The sequence below is a fragment of the Streptomyces sp. KPB2 genome (genome assembly GCF_003950055.1).
GTDB classification, from domain to species: domain Bacteria; phylum Actinomycetota; class Actinomycetes; order Streptomycetales; family Streptomycetaceae; genus Streptomyces; species Streptomyces salinarius.
In genome coordinates this window covers 6,045,625-6,063,467 of the sequence record NZ_CP034353.1, presented here as the reverse complement: position 1 = coordinate 6,063,467, position 17,843 = coordinate 6,045,625, and the positions used below count along the sequence as shown (strand labels likewise).

The window sequence follows — 17,843 nt, the reverse complement described above, 5'->3', positions numbered from 1 at the left end:
CCGGGCCAAGGAGGGTGGTACCGCGGGAGCACGGCTCTCGTCCCTCCGACGGAAGGCAGCACGTCCGCCGGAGGAAGCTCGCTGATGACAACGCCTCAGTACCGCCAGGTACCCGCCCAGGTCGACCTGCCCGCGCTCGAACACGCGGTGCTCGACTTCTGGCGCGAGCAGAAGATCTTCGCCAAGAGCCTGGAGCAGTCCGAGGGCCGCCCCGAGTGGGTGTTCTACGAGGGCCCGCCCACCGCCAACGGCATGCCCGGCGCCCACCACATCGAGGCGCGCGTCTTCAAGGACGTCTTCCCCCGCTTCCGCACGATGCGCGGCTACCACGTGGGCCGCAAGGCCGGCTGGGACTGCCACGGCCTGCCCGTGGAGCTGGCGGTGGAGAAGGAGCTGGGCTTCTCCGGCAAGCAGGACATCGAGGCGTACGGCATCGCCGAGTTCAACGCGAAGTGCCGCGAGTCGGTGACCCGCCACACCGACGCCTTCGAAGAGCTCACGACCCGCATGGGCTACTGGGCAGACCTCCAGGACCCGTACCGCACGATGGACCCGGAGTACATCGAGTCCGTCTGGTGGTCGCTGAAGGAGATCTTCAACAAGGGCCTGCTGGTCCAGGACCACCGCGTCGCCCCCTGGTGCCCCCGCTGCGGCACCGGCCTGTCCGACCACGAGCTGGCCCAGGGCTACGAGACGGTCGTCGACCCCTCCGTCTACGTCCGCTTCCCGCTGACCTCCGGCCCGCTGGCCGGCGAGGCCGCGCTGGTCGTCTGGACGACGACCCCGTGGACCCTGGTCTCCAACACCGCGGTCGCCGCGCACCCCGAGGTCACCTACGTCGTCGCGACCGACGGCGAGGAGAAGCTCGTCGTCGCCGAGCCGCTGGTGGGGAAGGCGCTCGGCGAGGGCTGGGAGACCACCGGGCAGTCCTTCACCGGCGCCGAGATGGAGCGCTGGACGTACCGGCGCCCCTTCGAGCTGGTCGAGTTCCCGGAGCCCGCGCACTACGTGGTGAACGCCGACTACGTCACCACCGAGGACGGCACCGGCCTCGTCCACCAGTCCCCCGCCTTCGGTGAGGACGACCTCAAGGTCTGCCGCGCGTACGGCCTGCCGGTGGTCAACCCGGTCCGCCCCGACGGCACCTTCGAGGAGGACGTCCCGCTGGTCGGCGGCGTCTTCTTCAAGAAGGCCGACGAGAAGCTGACCGAGGACCTGGACGCCCGGGGCCTGCTCTTCAAGCACATCCCGTACGAGCACAGCTACCCGCACTGCTGGCGCTGCCACACCGCACTGCTCTACTACGCGCAGCCGTCCTGGTACATCCGCACCACGGCGATCAAGGACCGGCTCCTCCAGGAGAACGAGAAGACCAACTGGTTCCCGGAGGCGGTCAAGCACGGCCGGTACGGCGACTGGCTGAACAACAACATCGACTGGGCCCTGTCCCGCAACCGCTACTGGGGCACCCCGCTGCCGATCTGGCGCTGCGAGGAGGACCACCTCACGGTCGTCGGCTCCCGCGCGGAGCTGACCGAGCTGTCCGGCACCGACCAGTCGGCCCTGGACCCGCACCGCCCCTTCATCGACGAGGTCACCTTCGCCTGCCCGCAGGACGGCTGCGGGAAGACGGCCACGCGCGTGCCGGAGGTCATCGACGCCTGGTACGACTCGGGTTCGATGCCGTTCGCGCAGTGGGGCTACCCGTACAAGAACAAGGAGCTGTTCGAGAGCCGCTACCCGGCGCAGTTCATCTCCGAGGCCATCGACCAGACCCGCGGCTGGTTCTACACGCTGATGGCGGTCGGCACGCTGGTCTTCGACAAGTCGTCCTACGAGAACGTGGTCTGCCTCGGCCACATCCTCGCCGAGGACGGCCGCAAGATGTCCAAGCACCTGGGCAACATCCTGCAGCCGATCCCGCTCATGGACCAGCACGGCGCCGACGCGGTGCGCTGGTTCATGGCGGCCGGCGGCTCCCCGTGGGCGGCCCGCCGGGTCGGCCACGGCACCATCCAGGAGGTCGTCCGCAAGACGCTCCTCACGTACTGGAACACGGTCGCCTTCCAGGCCCTGTACGCCCGCACCTCGGGCTGGGCGCCGAGCGAGGCGGACCCGGCCCCGGCCGACCGCCCGGTCCTGGACCGCTGGCTGCTCTCCGAGCTGCACGCGCTGACCGACCAGGTCACGCAGGCGCTCGACGCGTACGACACCCAGCGGGCCGGCAAGCTGCTCTCCGCGTTCGTCGACGACCTGTCCAACTGGTACGTGCGCCGCTCCCGCCGCCGCTTCTGGCAGGGCGACAAGGCCGCGCTGCGCACCCTGCACGAGGTCGTCGAGACGGTCACCAAGCTGATGGCGCCGCTCACCCCGTTCATCACCGAGCGGGTCTGGCAGGACCTGGTCGTGCCGGTCACCCCGGGCGCGCCGGAGTCGGTCCACCTGTCCTCGTGGCCGGAGGCCGACCTCACGGCGATCGACCCGGAGCTGTCGAGGCAGATGGTCCTGGTCCGCCGCCTGGTCGAGCTGGGCCGTGCCACGCGCGCGGAGTCGGGCGTCAAGACCCGGCAGCCGCTCAGCCGCGCCCTGATCGCGGTGGCGGGCTTCGACGCGCTCTCCCCCGAGCTGCACGCGCAGATCACGGAGGAGCTGAACGTCGAGTCCCTCGCCTCGCTCAGCGAGGTCGGTGGTTCCCTGGTCGACACGACGGCGAAGGCCAACTTCCGGGCGCTGGGCAAGCGGTTCGGCAAGCGGGTGCAGGACGTCGCGAAGGCCGTCGCGGGCGCGGACGCCGCCGCGCTGTCCCTCGCCCTGCGCGAGGGCACGGCCTCGGTGGAGGTCGACGGCGAGACGATCACCCTCGCTCCGGACGAGGTGATCATCACCGAGACGCCGCGCGAGGGCTGGTCCGTCGCCTCCGACTCGGGCGCGACGGTGGCGCTCGACCTGGAGCTGACGGAGGAGCTGCGCCGGGCGGGCCTCGCGCGGGACGCGATCCGTCTGATCCAGGAGGCCCGCAAGAACAGCGGCCTCGACGTCGCCGACCGGATCGCCCTGCGCTGGACGGCCACGGACCCGGCGACGATCGCGGCGCTGACCGACCACGCGGGCCTGATCGCCGACGAGGTCCTGGCGACGGACTTCGCGCAGGGCGAGGCGGACGACACGTACGGCGCGCCGTTCACGGACGAGGGGCTGTCCCTGGTGTTCCGCCTGCGCAAGCAGTAGCCGCCTGGCAGTACCTGGGCCCGGCCTCCCTCACGCGAGGGGCGCCGGGCCCAGTGCTGTCCGCCGGTGTGAGCCGAGGGTGGGTTTCGCTCCCCGGCGCTTGCCGGGTGCCGCTGCGCCCACCCGTGCCGCCCCTGCGGCACGACTGCCCGCAGCTGGGTGTACGCACAAGGGCGGGCCCCGGGTCAGAAACCCGGGGCCCGCCCTGAACGTTGCCGACGGCTACGCCGTACTACAACTCAGTTGTCGTCCTCGTCGATCAGGAACCCTCGCATCGGCGAAGGCGCCTGCCCCATCGGCGACGGCCCCTGCGGCCGCACCGGCGCCATCGGCTGGGTCATCGCCGGCGACATCTGCTGCTGACCGCCGTAGGAGGGACCCGACTGGCTCGGACCGCTGCCCATCGACTGGTTGCCGCCGTAGGACGGGGCGCTCGCGCCGGCCGGTGCCATCGAGGGCGCCGGGGACGGCGGCAGCGAGGCCGTCGCGGGCGTACGCGGCGGGGCGAGCGAGTCGTCCGCCTGCGTCTCCAGCTGGCGCAGCTGCGACTCCAGGTAGGACTTCAGCCGCGTGCGGTACTCGCGCTCGAAGCCGCGCAGGTCCTCGACCTTGCGCTCCAGCGTGGCGCGGGCGGACTCCAGGGAGCCCATCGCGACGCGGTGCTTTTCCTGCGCGTCCCGCTCCAGGGCGTCCGCCTTGGCACGGGCGTCCCGCTCCAGACCCTCGGCACGCGAACGCGCCTCGCCGACGATCTTGTTGGCCTCGGAACGGGCCTCGGCGATCGCCTGGTCGGCGGTCTGCTGGGCCAGCGAGAGGACGCGGGCGGCGCTGTCGCCACCCGGGCCGCCCTGACCGGGCATGCCGGGACCACCGGGGCCGCCGGGACCCTGCGGGCCGCCCATGGGGCCACCCATCGGACCGGGACCCATCTGGCCCTGCATCGGACCCGGGCCCTGGCCCATCGGCCCCGGACCCTGGCCCATCGGGCCGGGACCCTGCGGGCCACCCTGTCCGCCGGGGCCGGCGGGCAGCTGCGGGGCACCGCTCGGCAGCTGGGGCGGACCACCCATGGGGCCACCCATCTGCTGCTGCGGCGGGCCCGATATGCCGGCGGGCACCGGAGCGCCGGGACCTCGCATGCCCTGCTGGGGCATGCCGCCCTGCTGCGGCGGACCCTGCTGCTGGTGCTGCTGCTGCTGATCCTGCGGCGGCTCCGGAGGCTTGCGCATGTTCTGCTGGTTCTGCGCGGCCGCGCGCGTGGCGGCGGCCAGCTTGGCGCGCAGGTCCTCGTTCTCGCGGAGCAGTCGGGTCAGTTCGGCTTCGACCTCGTCGAGGAAGGCATCGACCTCGTCCTCGTCATAGCCTTCTCGGAGGCGGACGGTCGTGAACTGCTTGTTCCGCACGTCCTCGGGGGTCAACGGCATCTCTTCACCTCAACGTTGTCGTCGGCATTCGGCAAGCCCGTATCTCTCTCATCGATCACAGCCGGCTCACGATCGAGATCAGGATGTAGACGATGATCATCAGTACGAAGAAGGACAGGTCGAGCGCCACGCCCCCGAGACGCAGCGGCGGGATGAACCGCCGCAGAAGCTTCAGCGGTGGATCGGTGACAGTGTAGGTGGCCTCCAGAACGACCACCATCGCCTTGCCGGGTTGCCACGAGCGGGCGAACTGGAAGACGTAGTCCATGACCAACCGGAAGATGAGCACGATGAGGAAGCACATCAGCGCGATGTAGACGACATCCAGGACCACGCTCATGACCCTTGCTTCCCTCTCCCCTGAACCATCTCTCGGACCCGTTGTCGGATCCGTGTGTCTTGCTCACTGCCGGTGGTGCGTCTCAGCTCTGGTTGAAGAACCCGCCCTCTGCGATGCGGGCCTTGTCCTCCGCCGTGACATCGACGTTAGCAGGAGACAGCAGGAACACCTTCTGCGTCACCCGCTCGATACTGCCGTGAAGACCAAACACCAAACCGGCCGCAAAGTCGACAAGTCGCTTCGCATCTGTGTCATCCATCTCAGTGAGATTCATGATCACCGGAGTGCCCTCACGGAAGTGTTCCCCGATGGTACGGGCCTCGTTGTAGGTCCGGGGGTGAAGCGTGGTGATCCGGTAGGGCTCTCGTTCGGACACGACCTTGGGCATGATGACCGGTGCGCTCTTTTCCAGGCTTGCGCGTTCTTGTGTGATGGACGCCACGGGCGCGATGCGCGCCGGACGACTCGATTCCGCCGCGAGCGAAGAGGAACGGGGCATGGGCTCGCGCTGCGCGGGCGGTTGGACGACTCGTACCTCTTCGTCCCTTTGGGGCTGATGTGAACCATGTGACTGGTGCGCCGGTTCGTGGCGCCGGTGATCCCGCTCGGGTTCCGGGTCCAGTTCGGGTTCGAAGTCGTCGTCGGGGTCGAACCCCCGGCCGTCGTACCCATCGTCCTCCACGAGGCCGAGGTAGACCGCCATCTTGCGCATCGCGCCGGCCATGCTCTGAGTCCTCCGCTCTGTGGTGGATCTGCTGACGACTCCAAGTGCCTGCGATCCACGAGGTCGTTGCGTCCGCCTTTCGGCGGTAATGACCATATTTTCTGCTGTGGTCCGACTTCTTGGCGACGTTACCCGAGCCCGGGGCGGACTCCGAGTACCGCAGTGCCGACGCGTACATGTGTCGCTCCGGCGGCCACGGCCTGTTCGAGGTCCGCACTCATTCCTGCGGAGACCATGTTCGCAGCCGGATGGGTTCGGCGCACGCGGGTCGACAAATCCATGAGGTGCTCGAACGCCGCCTGTTGGCGTCCCGCGTACTCGCCGGTGAGCGGGGCCACGGTCATCAGCCCGTCGAACCTGAGCCCGTCCGATCCGGCGACCAGGTCGGCCAACTCTTCGATTCCTTGCGGCGAGACGCCCCCGCGCTCCCCGCGTCCACTCTCCCCCGCGTCGAGCGCGACCTGGAGCAGGCAGCCCAGCTCGCGGCCGGCTCGTACGGCCTCCTTGGACAGGGCCGTGACGAGCCTGGCCCGGTCCACGGACTGCACGACGTCCGCGTAACCGACCACGGAACGCACCTTGTTGGTCTGCAACTGACCGACGAAATGCCACGAAAGCGGCAGATCCGAGCATGCGGCGGCCTTCGGCGCGGCGTCCTGGTCACGGTTCTCCGCGACGTGCCGCACCCCGAGTTCGGAGAGAATGCGCACATCGTCCGCCGGGTAGGTCTTGGTGACCACGATGAGGGTCACGTCCTCGCGCGGGCGGCCAGCGGCCGCACACGCGGCGGCGATGCGCTCTTCCACTTTCGCCAGATTCGCGGCGAGTTCCTGCTTACGGTCCGTCATGCCCCATCAGTCCAGCCAGACATAGCCCGCGAGCCGCCCGGTGGTGCGGTCGCGTCGGTACGAGAAGTGGTCCTTCGACTCCCGGGTGCACACCGGCGACTGCGCCCGGTCGCGCACCCCGAGGCGCTCGAGCTGTGCGTGCACTCCGGCGCTCACGTCGACGGCCGGCGTGCCCCAACTCGTGTCGGCGTACGCGGCCGGCTCGACGGCGGCCACCTCGGCGCGCATCTCCTCGGGCACCTCGTAGCACCGGCCGCACACGGCGGGTCCGGTGCGGGCGACGATCCGGGCGGGGTCGGCGCCGAGTTCGGTCATGGCCCGTACGGCGGCGGGGACGACCCCGGCGACCAGTCCGGGCCGGCCGGCGTGGGCCGCGGCGGCGATGCCGGCGACCGGGTCGGCGAGCAGGACGGGCACGCAGTCGGCGGTGAGGACGGCGAGGGCGAGACCGCGCTCGGCGGTGACGACGGCGTCGACCCGCGGGACCGGGCGGTCCCCCCAGGGCGCGTCGACCACGGCGACGTCGGCACCGTGCACCTGGTTCATCCAGACCACCCGGGCCGGGTCGGCGCCCAGCGCCTTGGCCGCCAGCTCCCGGTTGGCCGTGACGGCGGCGGGGTCGTCGCCGACCGCGCCGCCGAGATTGAGCTCCTCGTACGGAACGGCGCTCACTCCGCCCCACCGGTCGGTGAAGCCGAAGTGCGCGCCGTTCACGGTGTCGCGCTGTCCTATCACTTCAGGAAGTCCGGCACGTCCAGTTCCTCGGCCGCGCTGTCCGAGTAGGTGCGGGACGGCGGGACCGGCGGCGGGGAGACCGGCGGCAGGTCGCTCACCGGCTCCGGGGCGGGGGCCGGCTCCGGCTCCTCCTTCGGCTTGACGCTGCCGAGCGAGCCGAACGACGGACGGCTCTCGGGCTGCCGGGCCGGAGCGGGCTCCTCGCGCTTGGCCTGGGAGGAGGCGCCGAGGACGTTGTCCCGCTGCTTGGAGGGCGGCTGGCCCCCGTCGAAGCCGGCCGCGATCACGGTGACCCGCACCTCGTCGCCGAGGGCGTCGTCGATGACCGCGCCGAAGATGATGTTGGCCTCGGGGTGGGCGGCCTCGCTGACCAGCTGGGCGGCCTCGTTGATCTCGAACAGGCCGAGGTCGGAGCCGCCGGAGATGGAGAGCAGGACCCCGCGGGCGCCGTCGATGGACGCCTCCAGGAGCGGGGAGGAGATGGCCATCTCGGCGGCGGCCACCGCGCGGTCGTCGCCGCGGGCCGAGCCGATGCCCATGAGGGCGGAACCGGCCTCGGACATGACCGACTTGACGTCGGCGAAGTCCAGGTTGATCAGGCCGGGCGTGGTGATGAGGTCGGTGATGCCCTGCACACCGGAGAGCAGCACCTGGTCGGCGGACTTGAACGCGTCGAGCACGCTGACCTGGCGGTCCGAGATGGACAGCAGCCGGTCGTTGGGGATGACGATGAGGGTGTCGACCTCTTCGCGGAGTTCCGCGATGCCGTCCTCGGCCTGGTTGGCCCGGCGCCGTCCCTCGAAGGTGAACGGGCGGGTGACCACGCCGATGGTGAGGGCGCCCAGCGAACGGGCGATGTTGGCCACGACGGGTGCGCCGCCGGTGCCGGTGCCGCCGCCTTCACCGGCTGTCACGAAGACCATGTCGGCCCCCTTGAGGACCTCCTCGATCTCCTCGCGGTGGTCCTCGGCGGCCTTGCGGCCGACGGCCGGGTTGGCTCCGGCGCCGAGTCCGCGGGTGAGTTCGCGGCCGACGTCGAGCTTGACGTCGGCGTCGCTCATCAACAGCGCCTGTGCGTCGGTGTTGATGGCGATGAACTCGACGCCCTTGAGACCGACCTCGATCATCCGGTTGATGGCATTGACACCACCGCCGCCGACACCGATGACTTTGATGACTGCGAGGTAGTTCTGCGGTGCTGCCACGTCGAAGGCCTCTCGCCTCGAGTTACGTGTCGCCCGACCGCCGAAGCACTGATGCCCCCGCGACCCGACGACTGATGCCGATTGGGACGGTCCGTAGTGCCGACCCGAACCCTAACGCTGAAGTTTAGGGTTACCAGTGTGTCTGTTCCTTGGACTCTTCCGAACAGGACACTAAGTCGACAAGTGGCGCACGTTCAACGAACACGCCGAACCTCCCGTTTTTCTTTTCACCCTATGTGATCAGCCGTAGCGCTGCCCAACCAGGGTGCTGGCCTGCGCGTATACCCGTCAACTCCCGGATGACGCCGGGGCGGTGGGAACACTCACGTCGAAGTGCCGTGCGTCCGGCGTCGCTTTCATGAGCGCGGTGAGCGCGCGCGCCTTGCGCACACCCCGCTCACCACTCCCCCACGACACGGTCCGCTCGCCGCTCAACTCCAGCGAGATGTCGTCGTAGGAACGGACCTTGACGACCCGTGTGTCCCGGGCGACCCGGTCCGGGAGCCGGCCGGCCACCCGTACCGCCTCGCGCACCAGGCGGTCGTCGTCGAAGCGGCGCAGGCTCGCCGCGGCGGAACCGGAACGGGTGGGTTCCAATTCCAGCTCGGGCACGCCTTTCGGAGCGCGGGAAACCGTGGCGAAACGGACGCCTTCATCGTCCACTTCCACGAACTTTCCGGCCTTTTGCACAATCAGGACCGGAGTACGCTCCGTCACTTTCAGCCCGATTCCGTGCGGCCAGGAACGCTCCACCTCGACCTCGTCAATGCGGGGCAATTTCCGGCGCAGTCGGGCCTCGACCGCTTCCGTGTCCACCGAGACCAGCGGGTTCCCGACCGGCACGTCGGCGGCCTCGCGCACCTGCGCGGGCGTCAGGACGCGCGTTCCCGACACCGACACCTGTTCCAGTCGCGTCCAGTTCGAGCCGTAGAGCACCCAGACGGTTCCGCCCGCGACGAGCACGAGCGCCACGGCGAGGATGATGATCATACGAAGGCGGGGCGGGCGGAAGCGGCGCGCGCGGGGCGGGCCGGACGACTCCTGCTGGCGCGCACCGCGTTCGGCGGTGGTCGGTCCGGCCACGCTCCCCTGCCTTCCGTCAGTGTCTAGCGGTGCGCACGGGCGGAGATCGCCTCGTACACCATGCCGACGAGGAGGTCGTCGGCGTCCCGGCGGCCGAACTCGGCGGCGGCGCGGGACATCTCGTACAGCCGGTGCGGGTCGGCCAGTACGGGCAGGACGTTCTGCTGGAGCCACTCGGGCGTGAGGTCCGCGTCGTCGACCAGCAGTCCGCCACCGGCCTTGACCACCGGCTGGGCGTTGAGCCGCTGTTCGCCGTTGCCGATGGGCAGCGGGACGTAGGCGGCCGGGAGCCCGACGGCGGAGAGTTCGGCGACGGTCATCGCGCCCGCGCGGCAGAGCATCATGTCCGCGGCGGCGTACGCGAGGTCCATCCGGTCCAGATAACTTACCGGGATGTACGGGGGCATCCCCGGCATCTGGTGGACCTGCGGCAGTTCGTTCTTGGGACCGACCGCGTGCAGGATCTGGATCCCGGCCTGCTGGAGCCACGGCGCGACCTGCTGGATCACCTCGTTGAGGCGGCGGGCGCCCTGCGAACCGCCGGTGACCAGCAGCGTCGGCAGGTTGGGGTCGAGCCCGAACATGGCGCGGGCCTCGGGCCGGGCGGCGGCACGGTCGAGGGTGGCGATGGAGCGGCGCAGCGGGATGCCGATGTAGCGGGAGTTGCGCAGCTTGCTGTCGGGGGTGGAGACGGCGACCTGCGCGGCGTAGCGCGAGCCGATCTTGTTGGCCAGGCCGGGGCGGGCGTTGGCCTCGTGAACGATGATCGGCACGCCGAGCCGCTTGGCCGCGAGGTAGCCGGGCAGCGCGACGTAACCGCCGAAGCCGACGACCGCGTCCGCCTTGGTGCGCTCCAGGATCTGCTCGGTGGCCTTGATGGTGCCGCGCAGCCGGCCCGGGACGGTGATCAGCTCGGGGGTGGGCTTGCGGGGCAGCGGTACGGCCGGGATCAGCGCCAGCTCGTATCCGCGCTCGGGCACCAGGCGGGTCTCCAGGCCGCGTTCCGTGCCCAGGGCCGTGATCCCCACGGTCGGATCCTGCCTGCGCAGGGCGTCCGCGAGGGCGAGCGCGGGCTCGATGTGGCCCGCGGTTCCTCCGCCGGCGAGTACGACATGCACCGAAATTCACCGCTCTCCGGACGAACGCGCCGCCGAGGCGCGCCGTCGCATCGTGTTCCAACTCCGGGGGCTCCGCCTGACCGCGGGTCCCCTGGCTCCCCGCTTTCTACCAAAGCGAGGTTGCCGCAGCGCAAGCGCCGCCCGCGCACCGGGTTCGTCACGCGCGAAGGCGATCAGCAGACCGACGGCGAACATGGTCGGCAACAGGGCGGAACCCCCGTAGGAGAACAGCGGGAGCGGGACGCCGGCGATCGGCAGCAGTCCGAGGACCGCACCGATGTTGATCACGGCCTGGGCCGTGATCCAGGTGGTCACGCCTCCCGCGGCATACCTCACGAAGGGGTCCTCCGTGCGTCCGGCCACGCGGATACCCGCATAGCCTAGAGCCGCGAACAGGGCGAGTACCGACAGCGTCCCCGCCAGGCCCAGTTCCTCACCGGTGACGGCGAAGATGAAGTCGGTGTGCGCTTCGGGGAGTTGGCCCCATTTCTCCACACTGGCGCCGAGCCCGGAACCGAACAGTCCGCCCGAGGCGAGGGCGTAGATGCCGTGCACCGCCTGCCAGCAGGAGTCGCCGGGGCCGGGGTCGGTGGCGCCGAGGCAGTTGAGCCGGGCCATGCGGTTGGGGCTGGTCTTGATGAGGATGAAGCCGAGCAGCACGGCGATGGACAGCACGCCCGCGAACAGCCGGGTGGGCGCACCGGCCAGCCACAGCAGGCCGAACAGGATCGCCGTGAGGATGATCGCGGTCCCCATGTCGCCGCCGATCATGATCAGCCCGAGCAGCATGAACGCGGCCGGCACCAGCGGCACCAGCATGTGCTTCCACTGGGTCAGCAGCTTCTTGTCGTGCTTGCGGGCGAGCAGGTCGGCGCCCCACAGCACCAGGGCCAGCTTGCCGAACTCGCTGGGCTGGATCTGGAAGGAGCCGCCCAGTGAGATCCAGTTCTGGTTGCCGTTGACCGCGACTCCTATCCCCGGCACCTGGACCAGGATCATGAGGAAGACGGCCCCGGCGAGGATGGGGTAGGCGAGGGCGCGGTGCAGCTTGACCGGCATCTTCATCGCGGCGACCAGGAGGCCGGCGCCGATCAGCGCCGCGAGGGCCTGCTTGCGGAAGAAGTAAGAGCCGGGCAGCGACAGCTGGAGCGCGGTGATCTGGGAGGCGGAGTAGACCATCACCAGGCCGAGCACGGTGATGAGCGCGCTGCCGCCGCAGATCAGGTAGTAGGCGGTCAGCGGCCGGTCCCAGGCGCGGCGCAGACGCAGGTACAGGCTCAGCACCGGGTTCTCGCGCGGCGGGCGCGGCGCGGCGGGTCGCTTGACGGCCCGCTGGACGGGCGGACGCCCGGTGCGGCTCTGGGGACTACCGGGCATCGCTGCCTCCGCTGTACGTCGGCATGGACCGTCCCACGCGTCCTCCCGAGTTCACCCGGCGCGGGAGCGCGGCCGGGTCAGGCGCCGAGTTCGCGAACGGCCTGCGCGAACGCGTCACCGCGCTGGTTGTAGTTGGTGAACATGTCCATGGAGGCACAGGCCGGGGCCAGCAGCACCGTGTCGCCCGGCCGGGCGAGCCGCCGTGCCTCCTGGACGGCCTGGAGCATCGCACCAGTGTCGGTCCGGTCGAGGTCGACCACGGGTACTTCGGGGGCGTGTCGCGCCAGGGCTTCGCGGATCAGGGCGCGGTCGGCGCCGATGAGGACCGCGCCGCGCAGCCGCTTCGCCGCGCCCGCGACCAGCTCGTCGAAGGTCGCTCCCTTGGCCAGTCCGCCGGCGATCCACACGATCGACTCGTAGGCCGCCAAGGAGGCTTCGGTGGCGTGGGTGTTGGTGGCCTTGGAGTCGTCCACGTACGCCACCCCGTCCACGTCGGCGACGTGCGCGATGCGGTGGGCGTCCGGCGTGAAGGCGCGCAGCCCGTCCCGTACGGCGGCGGCGGAGACGCCGAAGGCGCGGGCCAGGCCCGCGGCGGCAAGGGCGTTGGCGATGTTGTGCGGGGCGGGCGGGTTGACGTCCGAGACCTCGGCGAGTTCCTGGGCGTTCTTCTGCCGGTCCTCGACGAAGGCGCGGTCGACCAGGAGGCCCTCCACGACGCCGAGTTGGGACGGCCCGGGCGTGCCGAGCGTGAAGCCGATCGCCCGGCAGCCCTCCTCCACGTCGGCGGCGCGGACCAGGTCCTCGGTGGACGGTTTGTCGGTGGCGTCGACGTTGTAGACGCAGGCGACGCGGTTGCCCTCGTAGATGCGGCCCTTGTCGGCGGCGTAGGCCTCCATGGAGCCGTGCCAGTCGAGGTGGTCCGGGGCGAGGTTGAGCACGGCGGCGGAGTGGGCGCGCAGGGAGGGCGCCCAGTGGAGCTGGTAGCTGGACAGCTCGACGGCGAGGACGTCGTACTCGGTGTCGCCGGTGACCGCGTCCAGCAGGGAGACGCCGATGTTGCCGACGGCGGCGGTGCGCAGACCGGCCGCCTTCAGGATCGAGGCGAGCATCTGGACGGTGGTGGTCTTGCCGTTGGTGCCGGTGACCGCCAGCCAGGGCGCGGCGTCCGGGCCGCGCAGCCGCCAGGCCAGCTCCACGTCGCCCCAGACCGGGACACCGGCCTGCCCGGCGGCCGTGAACAGGGGCTTGGTGGGCTTCCAGCCGGGTGCGGTGACGATCAGCTCGGTGCCTTCGGGAAGCGTGTCCCCGTCGCCGAGGCGCACGGTGACGCCGAGCGCCTCCAGCTCCGCCGCCTGTGTCCGGGCGCGCTCGTCGTCGCCGTCGTTGACGACGGTCACGTGCGCGCCGAGTCCGTGCAGGACCTTGGCGGCCGGGACGCCGGAGACGCCGAGTCCGGCGACGGTGACGTGCTTGCCGGTGAATTCCGAAGGCACCGAGGAGGTCACTTGTCCGCTGCCCATCCCGCGTAGAAGAGGCCGAGTCCGACGATCACGCAGATGCCCTGGATGATCCAGAAACGGACCACGACAAGGACCTCGGACCAGCCTTTGAGTTCGAAGTGGTGCTGGAGTGGCGCCATCCGGAAGACCCGCTTACCGGTGAGGCGGAAGGAGCCGACCTGGATGACCACCGACATGGTGATCAGGACGAACAGGCCGCCGAGGATGGCCATCAGCAGTTCGGTGCGCGAGCAGATCGCCAGACCCGCGAGCACACCGCCGAGCGCGAGCGAACCGGTGTCGCCCATGAAGATCTTGGCCGGCGAGGTGTTCCACCACAGGAAGCCGAGGCAGGAACCCATCAGAGCGGAGGCGACCACCGCGAGGTCGAGCGGGTCTCTCACCTCGTAGCAGGCGCCCGGGTTGGTCAGGGTCAGCGCGTTGGCGCAGGACTCCTGGAACTGCCAGACACCGATGAAGGTGTAGGCGCCGAAGACCAGGACGGAGGCGCCGGTGGCCAGGCCGTCCAGGCCGTCGGTGAGGTTCACGCCGTTCGACATCGCGAGGATCATGAACAGGGCCCAGATGACGAACAGCACCGGGCCGATGGACCAGCCGAAGTCGGTGATGAACGACAGCTTGTCGGAGGCCGGGGTGTTGCCCCGGTTGTCCGCGAACTGCAGCGAGAGCACGGCGAAGGCGATGCCGACGAGCAGCTGGCCGGCCATCTTCGCCTTGGCCCGCAGGCCCAGCGAACGCCGCTTGACGATCTTGATGTAGTCGTCGAGGAAGCCGACCAGGCCCATGCCGACCATCAGGCCGAGCACCAGCAGACCGGAGAAGGTCGGCCCCGCGTCGATGTCCGGGTCCAGGTAGCTGGTGATGCCCTTGGCGAGGAAGTACGCGGCAACCGTCGCCAGGATGAAGGCGATACCACCCATGGTCGGCGTACCGCGCTTGCTGGCGTGCTCGCGCGGTCCGTCGTCCCGGATGTACTGGCCGTAGCCCTTGCGGGCCAGAAGCTTGATCAGCAGCGGGGTGCCGACCAGCGTCAGGAAGAGGCCAATGACTCCTGCGAACAGGATCTGCTTCATCATCGGGCGGCAACCTCACCCTCGGCGCCGGTCTCGAGCAGCGCCGAGGCGACGCTCTCCAGACCCACCGAACGGGACGCCTTCACGAGCACGACGTCCCCCGGGCGCAACTCGCTGCGCAACAGGTCGACCGCCGCCTGTGCGTCGGACACGTGCACCGACTCCTCACCCCACGAACCCTCGTTATATGCGCCCAGTTGCAGCCATTGGGCTTCCCTGCCCCCGACCGCGACGAGCTTGCTGACGTTGAGCCGGACGGCGAGCCGTCCGACCGCGTCGTGCTCGGCGAGCGCCTCGTCCCCGAGCTCGGCCATCTTGCCGAGCACCGCCCACGTACGACGCCCCCTGCCCATGGCCACCAGCGCACGCAGTGCGGCCTTCATGGACTCGGGGTTCGCGTTGTAGGCGTCGTTGACGACCGTCACGCCGTCCGGGCGCTCGGTGACCTCCATCCGCCAGCGGGAGAGGGAGCCCGCCTCGGAGAGCGCGGTGGCGATCTCGTCTGCGGACATGCCCAACTCGTGGGCGACGGCGGCCGCGGCGAGCGCGTTCGACACGTGATGCTCACCGTACAGGCGCATGGTCACATCGCTTGCACCGGAGGGTGTGTGAAGGCTGAAGGAAGGCTGTCCGGTGTCCGTGAGTCGCACGTTCTCGGCGCGAACGTCCGCTTCGTCGGACTCTCCGAAAAGGAGCACCTTCGCCTTCGTTCGGGAGGCCATGGCCCGTACGAGGGGGTCGTCCGCGTTGAGGACCGCGGTGCCGCCCTCCTCGGCCGGCGGCAGCGCCTCGACGAGCTCGCCCTTGGCCCGGGCGATCTGCTCCCGGCCGCCGAACTCGCCGATGTGCGCGGAGCCGACGTTGAGGACGAGGCCGATGCGCGGCGGGGTCAGCTCGCACAGGTACCGGATGTGGCCGATGCCGCGGGCGCCCATCTCCAGGACGAGGAACTTCGTCTCGTCGGTGGCGGTGAGCGCGGTGAGCGGCAGCCCGACCTCGTTGTTCATGGAACCGGGCGTGAACACCGTGGGCGCCTTGCGGCGCAGTACCTGGGCGATCAGGTCCTTGGTGCTGGTCTTGCCGGCCGACCCGGTGAGGGCCACGAGGGTGGTGCCGAGGCGGTGCACGACGTGCCGGGCGAGGGCGCCGAGGGCGGCCTGGACGTCGTCGACGACGATCGCGGGCACGCCGACGGGGCGGGAGCCGAGGACGGCCACCGCTCCCGCTTCGACGACCTGCGCGGCGAAGTCGTGGCCGTCCACCCGTTCGCCGACGAAGGCGACGAAGAGGCTGCCGGGCCCGGCTTCCCGGGAGTCCCGGACGACCGGCCCGGTGACCTCGGCGGACGCGTCCGGTATGTCGTACATCCGCCCGCCGACGACTTCTGCGATCTCGGCGAGTGAGAGGGTGATCACAAGTTCGTCCCCTGGATCAGGATCAGGATCGGCTGGACCATTCGGGATCTCGTCCCTTGGATCATCGGGGATCTCATCCCTGGGTCTTCTTGATGGCTTCGCGCAGTACCTGGCGGTCGTCGAAGGGGCGGACGACTCCGGCGATGTCCTGGCCCTGCTCGTGCCCCTTGCCGGCCACCAGCACGGTGTCGCCGGGCTCGGCCCGGGCGACGGCGGCGGCGATGGCGGCGGCCCGGTCCTCGAAGACCTGCACCTCGCCGCGCTCGTGCGCGGGCACGGACGCCGCGCCCTGGAGCATGGTGGCGAGGATCGCGAGGGGGTCCTCGGAGCGGGGGTTGTCGGAGGTCAGTACGGCGGTGTCGGCGAACCGGGCCACGGCGGCGCCCATCGGCTCCCGCTTGGTGGTGTCCCGGTCGCCGCCGCAGCCGAGCACGGCGTGCAGCTTGCCCTCGGTGACCTTGCGCAGGGCCCGCAGGACGGACTCGACGGCGTCGGTCTTGTGGGCGTAGTCGACCACCGCGAAGAAGGGCTGGCCCTCGTCCACGCGCTCCAGCCGGCCCGGCACGCCCGGTACGGCGGCGACGCCGTCGGCGGCGGCCTGCGGGTCGAGCCCGGCGGCGGCGAGGGAGACGATCGCGGCGAGGGTGTTCGCCACGTTGAACGGCCCGGCCAGCGGCGACTTGGCGGTGATCCGCTCGCCCTTCGGCCCGAGCACGGTGAACGTGGAGTCCAGCGGGCCGACCTCGACCTCGTCGGCGCGCCAGTCGGCGTCCGGGTGGCCCTCGGCGGAGTAGGTGACGACCGGGACGGTGGCTTCGTTGGCGAGGCGGCGCCCGTACTCGTCGTCGACGTTGACCACGCCGAGCCTGCTCCGCTTCGGCGTGAAGAGCTGCGCCTTGGCCTGGAAGTAGTCCTCCATGCCGGAGTGGAACTCCATGTGCTCCGGGCTGAGGTTGGTGAAGACCGCGATGTCGAAGACGCAGGCGTCGACGCGGCCGAGCACCAGGGCGTGGCTGGAGACCTCCATGGCGACCGCCTCGGTGCCGCGCTCGCGCATCACCGCGAACAGGGCCTGGAGGTCGGTGGCCTCGGGGGTGGTCCGCTCGGACTTGATGCGCTCGTCGCCGATGCGCATCTCGACGGTGCCGATCAGCCCGGTGGACTTGGCCGTGCGCAGACCGCCTTCGACCAGGTAGGCCGTGGTGGTCTTGCCGGAGGTGCCGGTGATGCCGATCTGGAGGAGGTCGCGGCCGGGGTGGCCGTAGATCGTCGCGGCCAGTTCGCCCATCCGCGCGCGCGGGTCGCCGACGACGAGCGCCGGCAGTCCGGCGGCGGCGACGCGCTCGGCGCCGGCCGGGTCGGTCAGCACGGCGGCGGCGCCGAGGCCGGCGGCCTGGGTGACGAAGTCGGCGCCGTGGGCGCGGGCTCCGGGCAGGGCGGCGTACAGGTCACCGGGGCGGACGGCGCGCGAGTCGTGGGTGATGCCCGTGACCTCGGCGGAGCCGTCCGGAGCGGTGACACCCAGCTGATCGGCGAGTTCCGCGAGGGGGGTGGCGGAGATCCGCACCGGCCGGGGCGGTCCCGGGTATGTCACGGGGTGGCCCTTCTGGGTGGTTTGGGACTGATCAGGGTGTGGCACGGCGGTGAGCGTACCGGGAGTACCCGCCTGCGGGCGAAGCGAGGGGGAAGGGCTGTTCTGGTTCCCGGGGTCGGGGGTGATCGTTGTCACGGGTGGTTCCTGGTGGCTCGGTAC

Annotated in this window: 14 protein-coding genes; 1 reads left to right on the top strand and 13 read right to left on the bottom strand. The window is 70.5% G+C overall.

Annotation, left to right across the window (positions count from 1 at the left end):
• Positions 1 to 84 precede the first annotated feature (84 nt).
• On the top strand, positions 85 to 3,228 hold the full coding sequence (gene ileS, locus D1J63_RS27275; RefSeq protein WP_125632472.1) for an isoleucine--tRNA ligase: 3,144 nt from the start codon (positions 85 to 87) through the stop codon (positions 3,226 to 3,228).
• A 239-nt stretch (positions 3,229 to 3,467) separates the two neighbouring features.
• On the opposite strand, the gene divIVA is transcribed toward ileS, so the two are convergent.
• The 13 genes from divIVA to D1J63_RS27205 all read right to left on the bottom strand — a co-directional run bounded on the left by divIVA (position 3,468) and on the right by D1J63_RS27205 (position 17,684).
• Entirely contained in the window at positions 3,468 to 4,652 is a 1,185-nt protein-coding gene (gene divIVA, locus D1J63_RS27270) for an apical growth/hyphal branching protein DivIVA (RefSeq protein ID WP_125632470.1), read from the bottom strand.
• 55 nt (positions 4,653 to 4,707) lie between these two features.
• Positions 4,708 to 4,992 (bottom strand): YggT family protein, encoded by a 285-nt coding sequence (locus tag D1J63_RS27265; protein WP_007448661.1) that lies wholly within the window; start codon positions 4,990 to 4,992, stop codon positions 4,708 to 4,710.
• An 82-nt stretch (positions 4,993 to 5,074) separates the two neighbouring features.
• The gene (gene sepF / locus D1J63_RS27260; protein ID WP_102930922.1) at positions 5,075 to 5,716 is read right to left on the bottom strand and encodes a cell division protein SepF; all 642 of its coding nucleotides are present in this window, start codon (positions 5,714 to 5,716) and stop codon (positions 5,075 to 5,077) included.
• Positions 5,717 to 5,844: 128 nt separating this feature from the next.
• Positions 5,845 to 6,564, bottom strand: a complete 720-nt coding sequence (locus D1J63_RS27255; RefSeq protein WP_125632468.1) for a YggS family pyridoxal phosphate-dependent enzyme — start codon at positions 6,562 to 6,564, stop codon at positions 5,845 to 5,847.
• A 6-nt stretch (positions 6,565 to 6,570) separates the two neighbouring features.
• Entirely contained in the window at positions 6,571 to 7,299 is a 729-nt protein-coding gene (gene pgeF, locus D1J63_RS27250; RefSeq protein ID WP_125632466.1) for a peptidoglycan editing factor PgeF, read from the bottom strand.
• On the bottom strand, positions 7,296 to 8,504 hold the full coding sequence (gene ftsZ / locus D1J63_RS27245; protein WP_061445250.1) for a cell division protein FtsZ: 1,209 nt from the start codon (positions 8,502 to 8,504) through the stop codon (positions 7,296 to 7,298). The genes pgeF and ftsZ overlap by 4 nt, the downstream gene beginning before the upstream one ends.
• 288 nt (positions 8,505 to 8,792) lie before the next feature.
• Positions 8,793 to 9,587, bottom strand: coding sequence for a cell division protein FtsQ (ftsQ, locus tag D1J63_RS27235; protein ID WP_125632464.1), 795 nt, complete (start codon positions 9,585 to 9,587; stop codon positions 8,793 to 8,795).
• A 23-nt stretch (positions 9,588 to 9,610) separates the two neighbouring features.
• A complete protein-coding gene (gene murG / locus D1J63_RS27230; protein WP_102930927.1) occupies positions 9,611 to 10,705 on the bottom strand; it encodes an undecaprenyldiphospho-muramoylpentapeptide beta-N-acetylglucosaminyltransferase in 1,095 nt (364 codons plus the stop codon).
• A gap of 6 nt (positions 10,706 to 10,711) precedes the next feature.
• Entirely contained in the window at positions 10,712 to 12,082 is a 1,371-nt protein-coding gene (gene ftsW, locus D1J63_RS27225; RefSeq protein ID WP_125632462.1) for a putative lipid II flippase FtsW, read from the bottom strand.
• Between the two features lie 77 nt (positions 12,083 to 12,159).
• Positions 12,160 to 13,575 carry a UDP-N-acetylmuramoyl-L-alanine--D-glutamate ligase gene (murD, locus tag D1J63_RS27220; protein ID WP_125632460.1) on the bottom strand — a complete coding sequence of 472 codons (1,416 nt, stop codon included), beginning with the start codon at positions 13,573 to 13,575 and terminating at the stop codon, positions 12,160 to 12,162.
• An 8-nt stretch (positions 13,576 to 13,583) separates the two neighbouring features.
• Positions 13,584 to 14,675: a phospho-N-acetylmuramoyl-pentapeptide-transferase gene (mraY, locus tag D1J63_RS27215; RefSeq protein WP_125635851.1), complete on the bottom strand. Its 1,092-nt coding sequence runs from the start codon at positions 14,673 to 14,675 to the stop codon at positions 13,584 to 13,586.
• Complete coding sequence (murF, locus tag D1J63_RS27210; protein WP_125632458.1) at positions 14,675 to 16,090, bottom strand: UDP-N-acetylmuramoyl-tripeptide--D-alanyl-D-alanine ligase; 1,416 nt, start codon at positions 16,088 to 16,090, stop codon at positions 14,675 to 14,677. The genes mraY and murF overlap by 1 nt, the downstream gene beginning before the upstream one ends.
• Positions 16,091 to 16,163: 73 nt before the next feature.
• Positions 16,164 to 17,684 carry a UDP-N-acetylmuramoyl-L-alanyl-D-glutamate--2,6-diaminopimelate ligase gene (locus tag D1J63_RS27205; RefSeq protein WP_125632456.1) on the bottom strand — a complete coding sequence of 507 codons (1,521 nt, stop codon included), beginning with the start codon at positions 17,682 to 17,684 and terminating at the stop codon, positions 16,164 to 16,166.
• Positions 17,685 to 17,843 lie beyond the last annotated feature (159 nt).

Excerpts from the sequence above, each read along its gene's own strand:
- D1J63_RS27255 (WP_125632468.1), bottom strand. The coding sequence starts at position 6,564 with ATGACGGACCGTAAGCAGGAACTCGCCGCGAATCTGGCGAAAGTGGAA.
- mraY (WP_125635851.1), bottom strand. The coding sequence starts at position 14,675 with ATGAAGCAGATCCTGTTCGCAGGAGTCATTGGCCTCTTCCTGACGCTG.
- sepF (WP_102930922.1), bottom strand. The coding sequence starts at position 5,716 with ATGGCCGGCGCGATGCGCAAGATGGCGGTCTACCTCGGCCTCGTGGAG.
- ileS (WP_125632472.1), top strand. The coding sequence starts at position 85 with ATGACAACGCCTCAGTACCGCCAGGTACCCGCCCAGGTCGACCTGCCC.
- ftsW (WP_125632462.1), bottom strand. The coding sequence starts at position 12,082 with ATGCCCGGTAGTCCCCAGAGCCGCACCGGGCGTCCGCCCGTCCAGCGG.
- divIVA (WP_125632470.1), bottom strand. The coding sequence starts at position 4,652 with ATGCCGTTGACCCCCGAGGACGTGCGGAACAAGCAGTTCACGACCGTC.
- D1J63_RS27265 (WP_007448661.1), bottom strand. The coding sequence starts at position 4,992 with ATGAGCGTGGTCCTGGATGTCGTCTACATCGCGCTGATGTGCTTCCTC.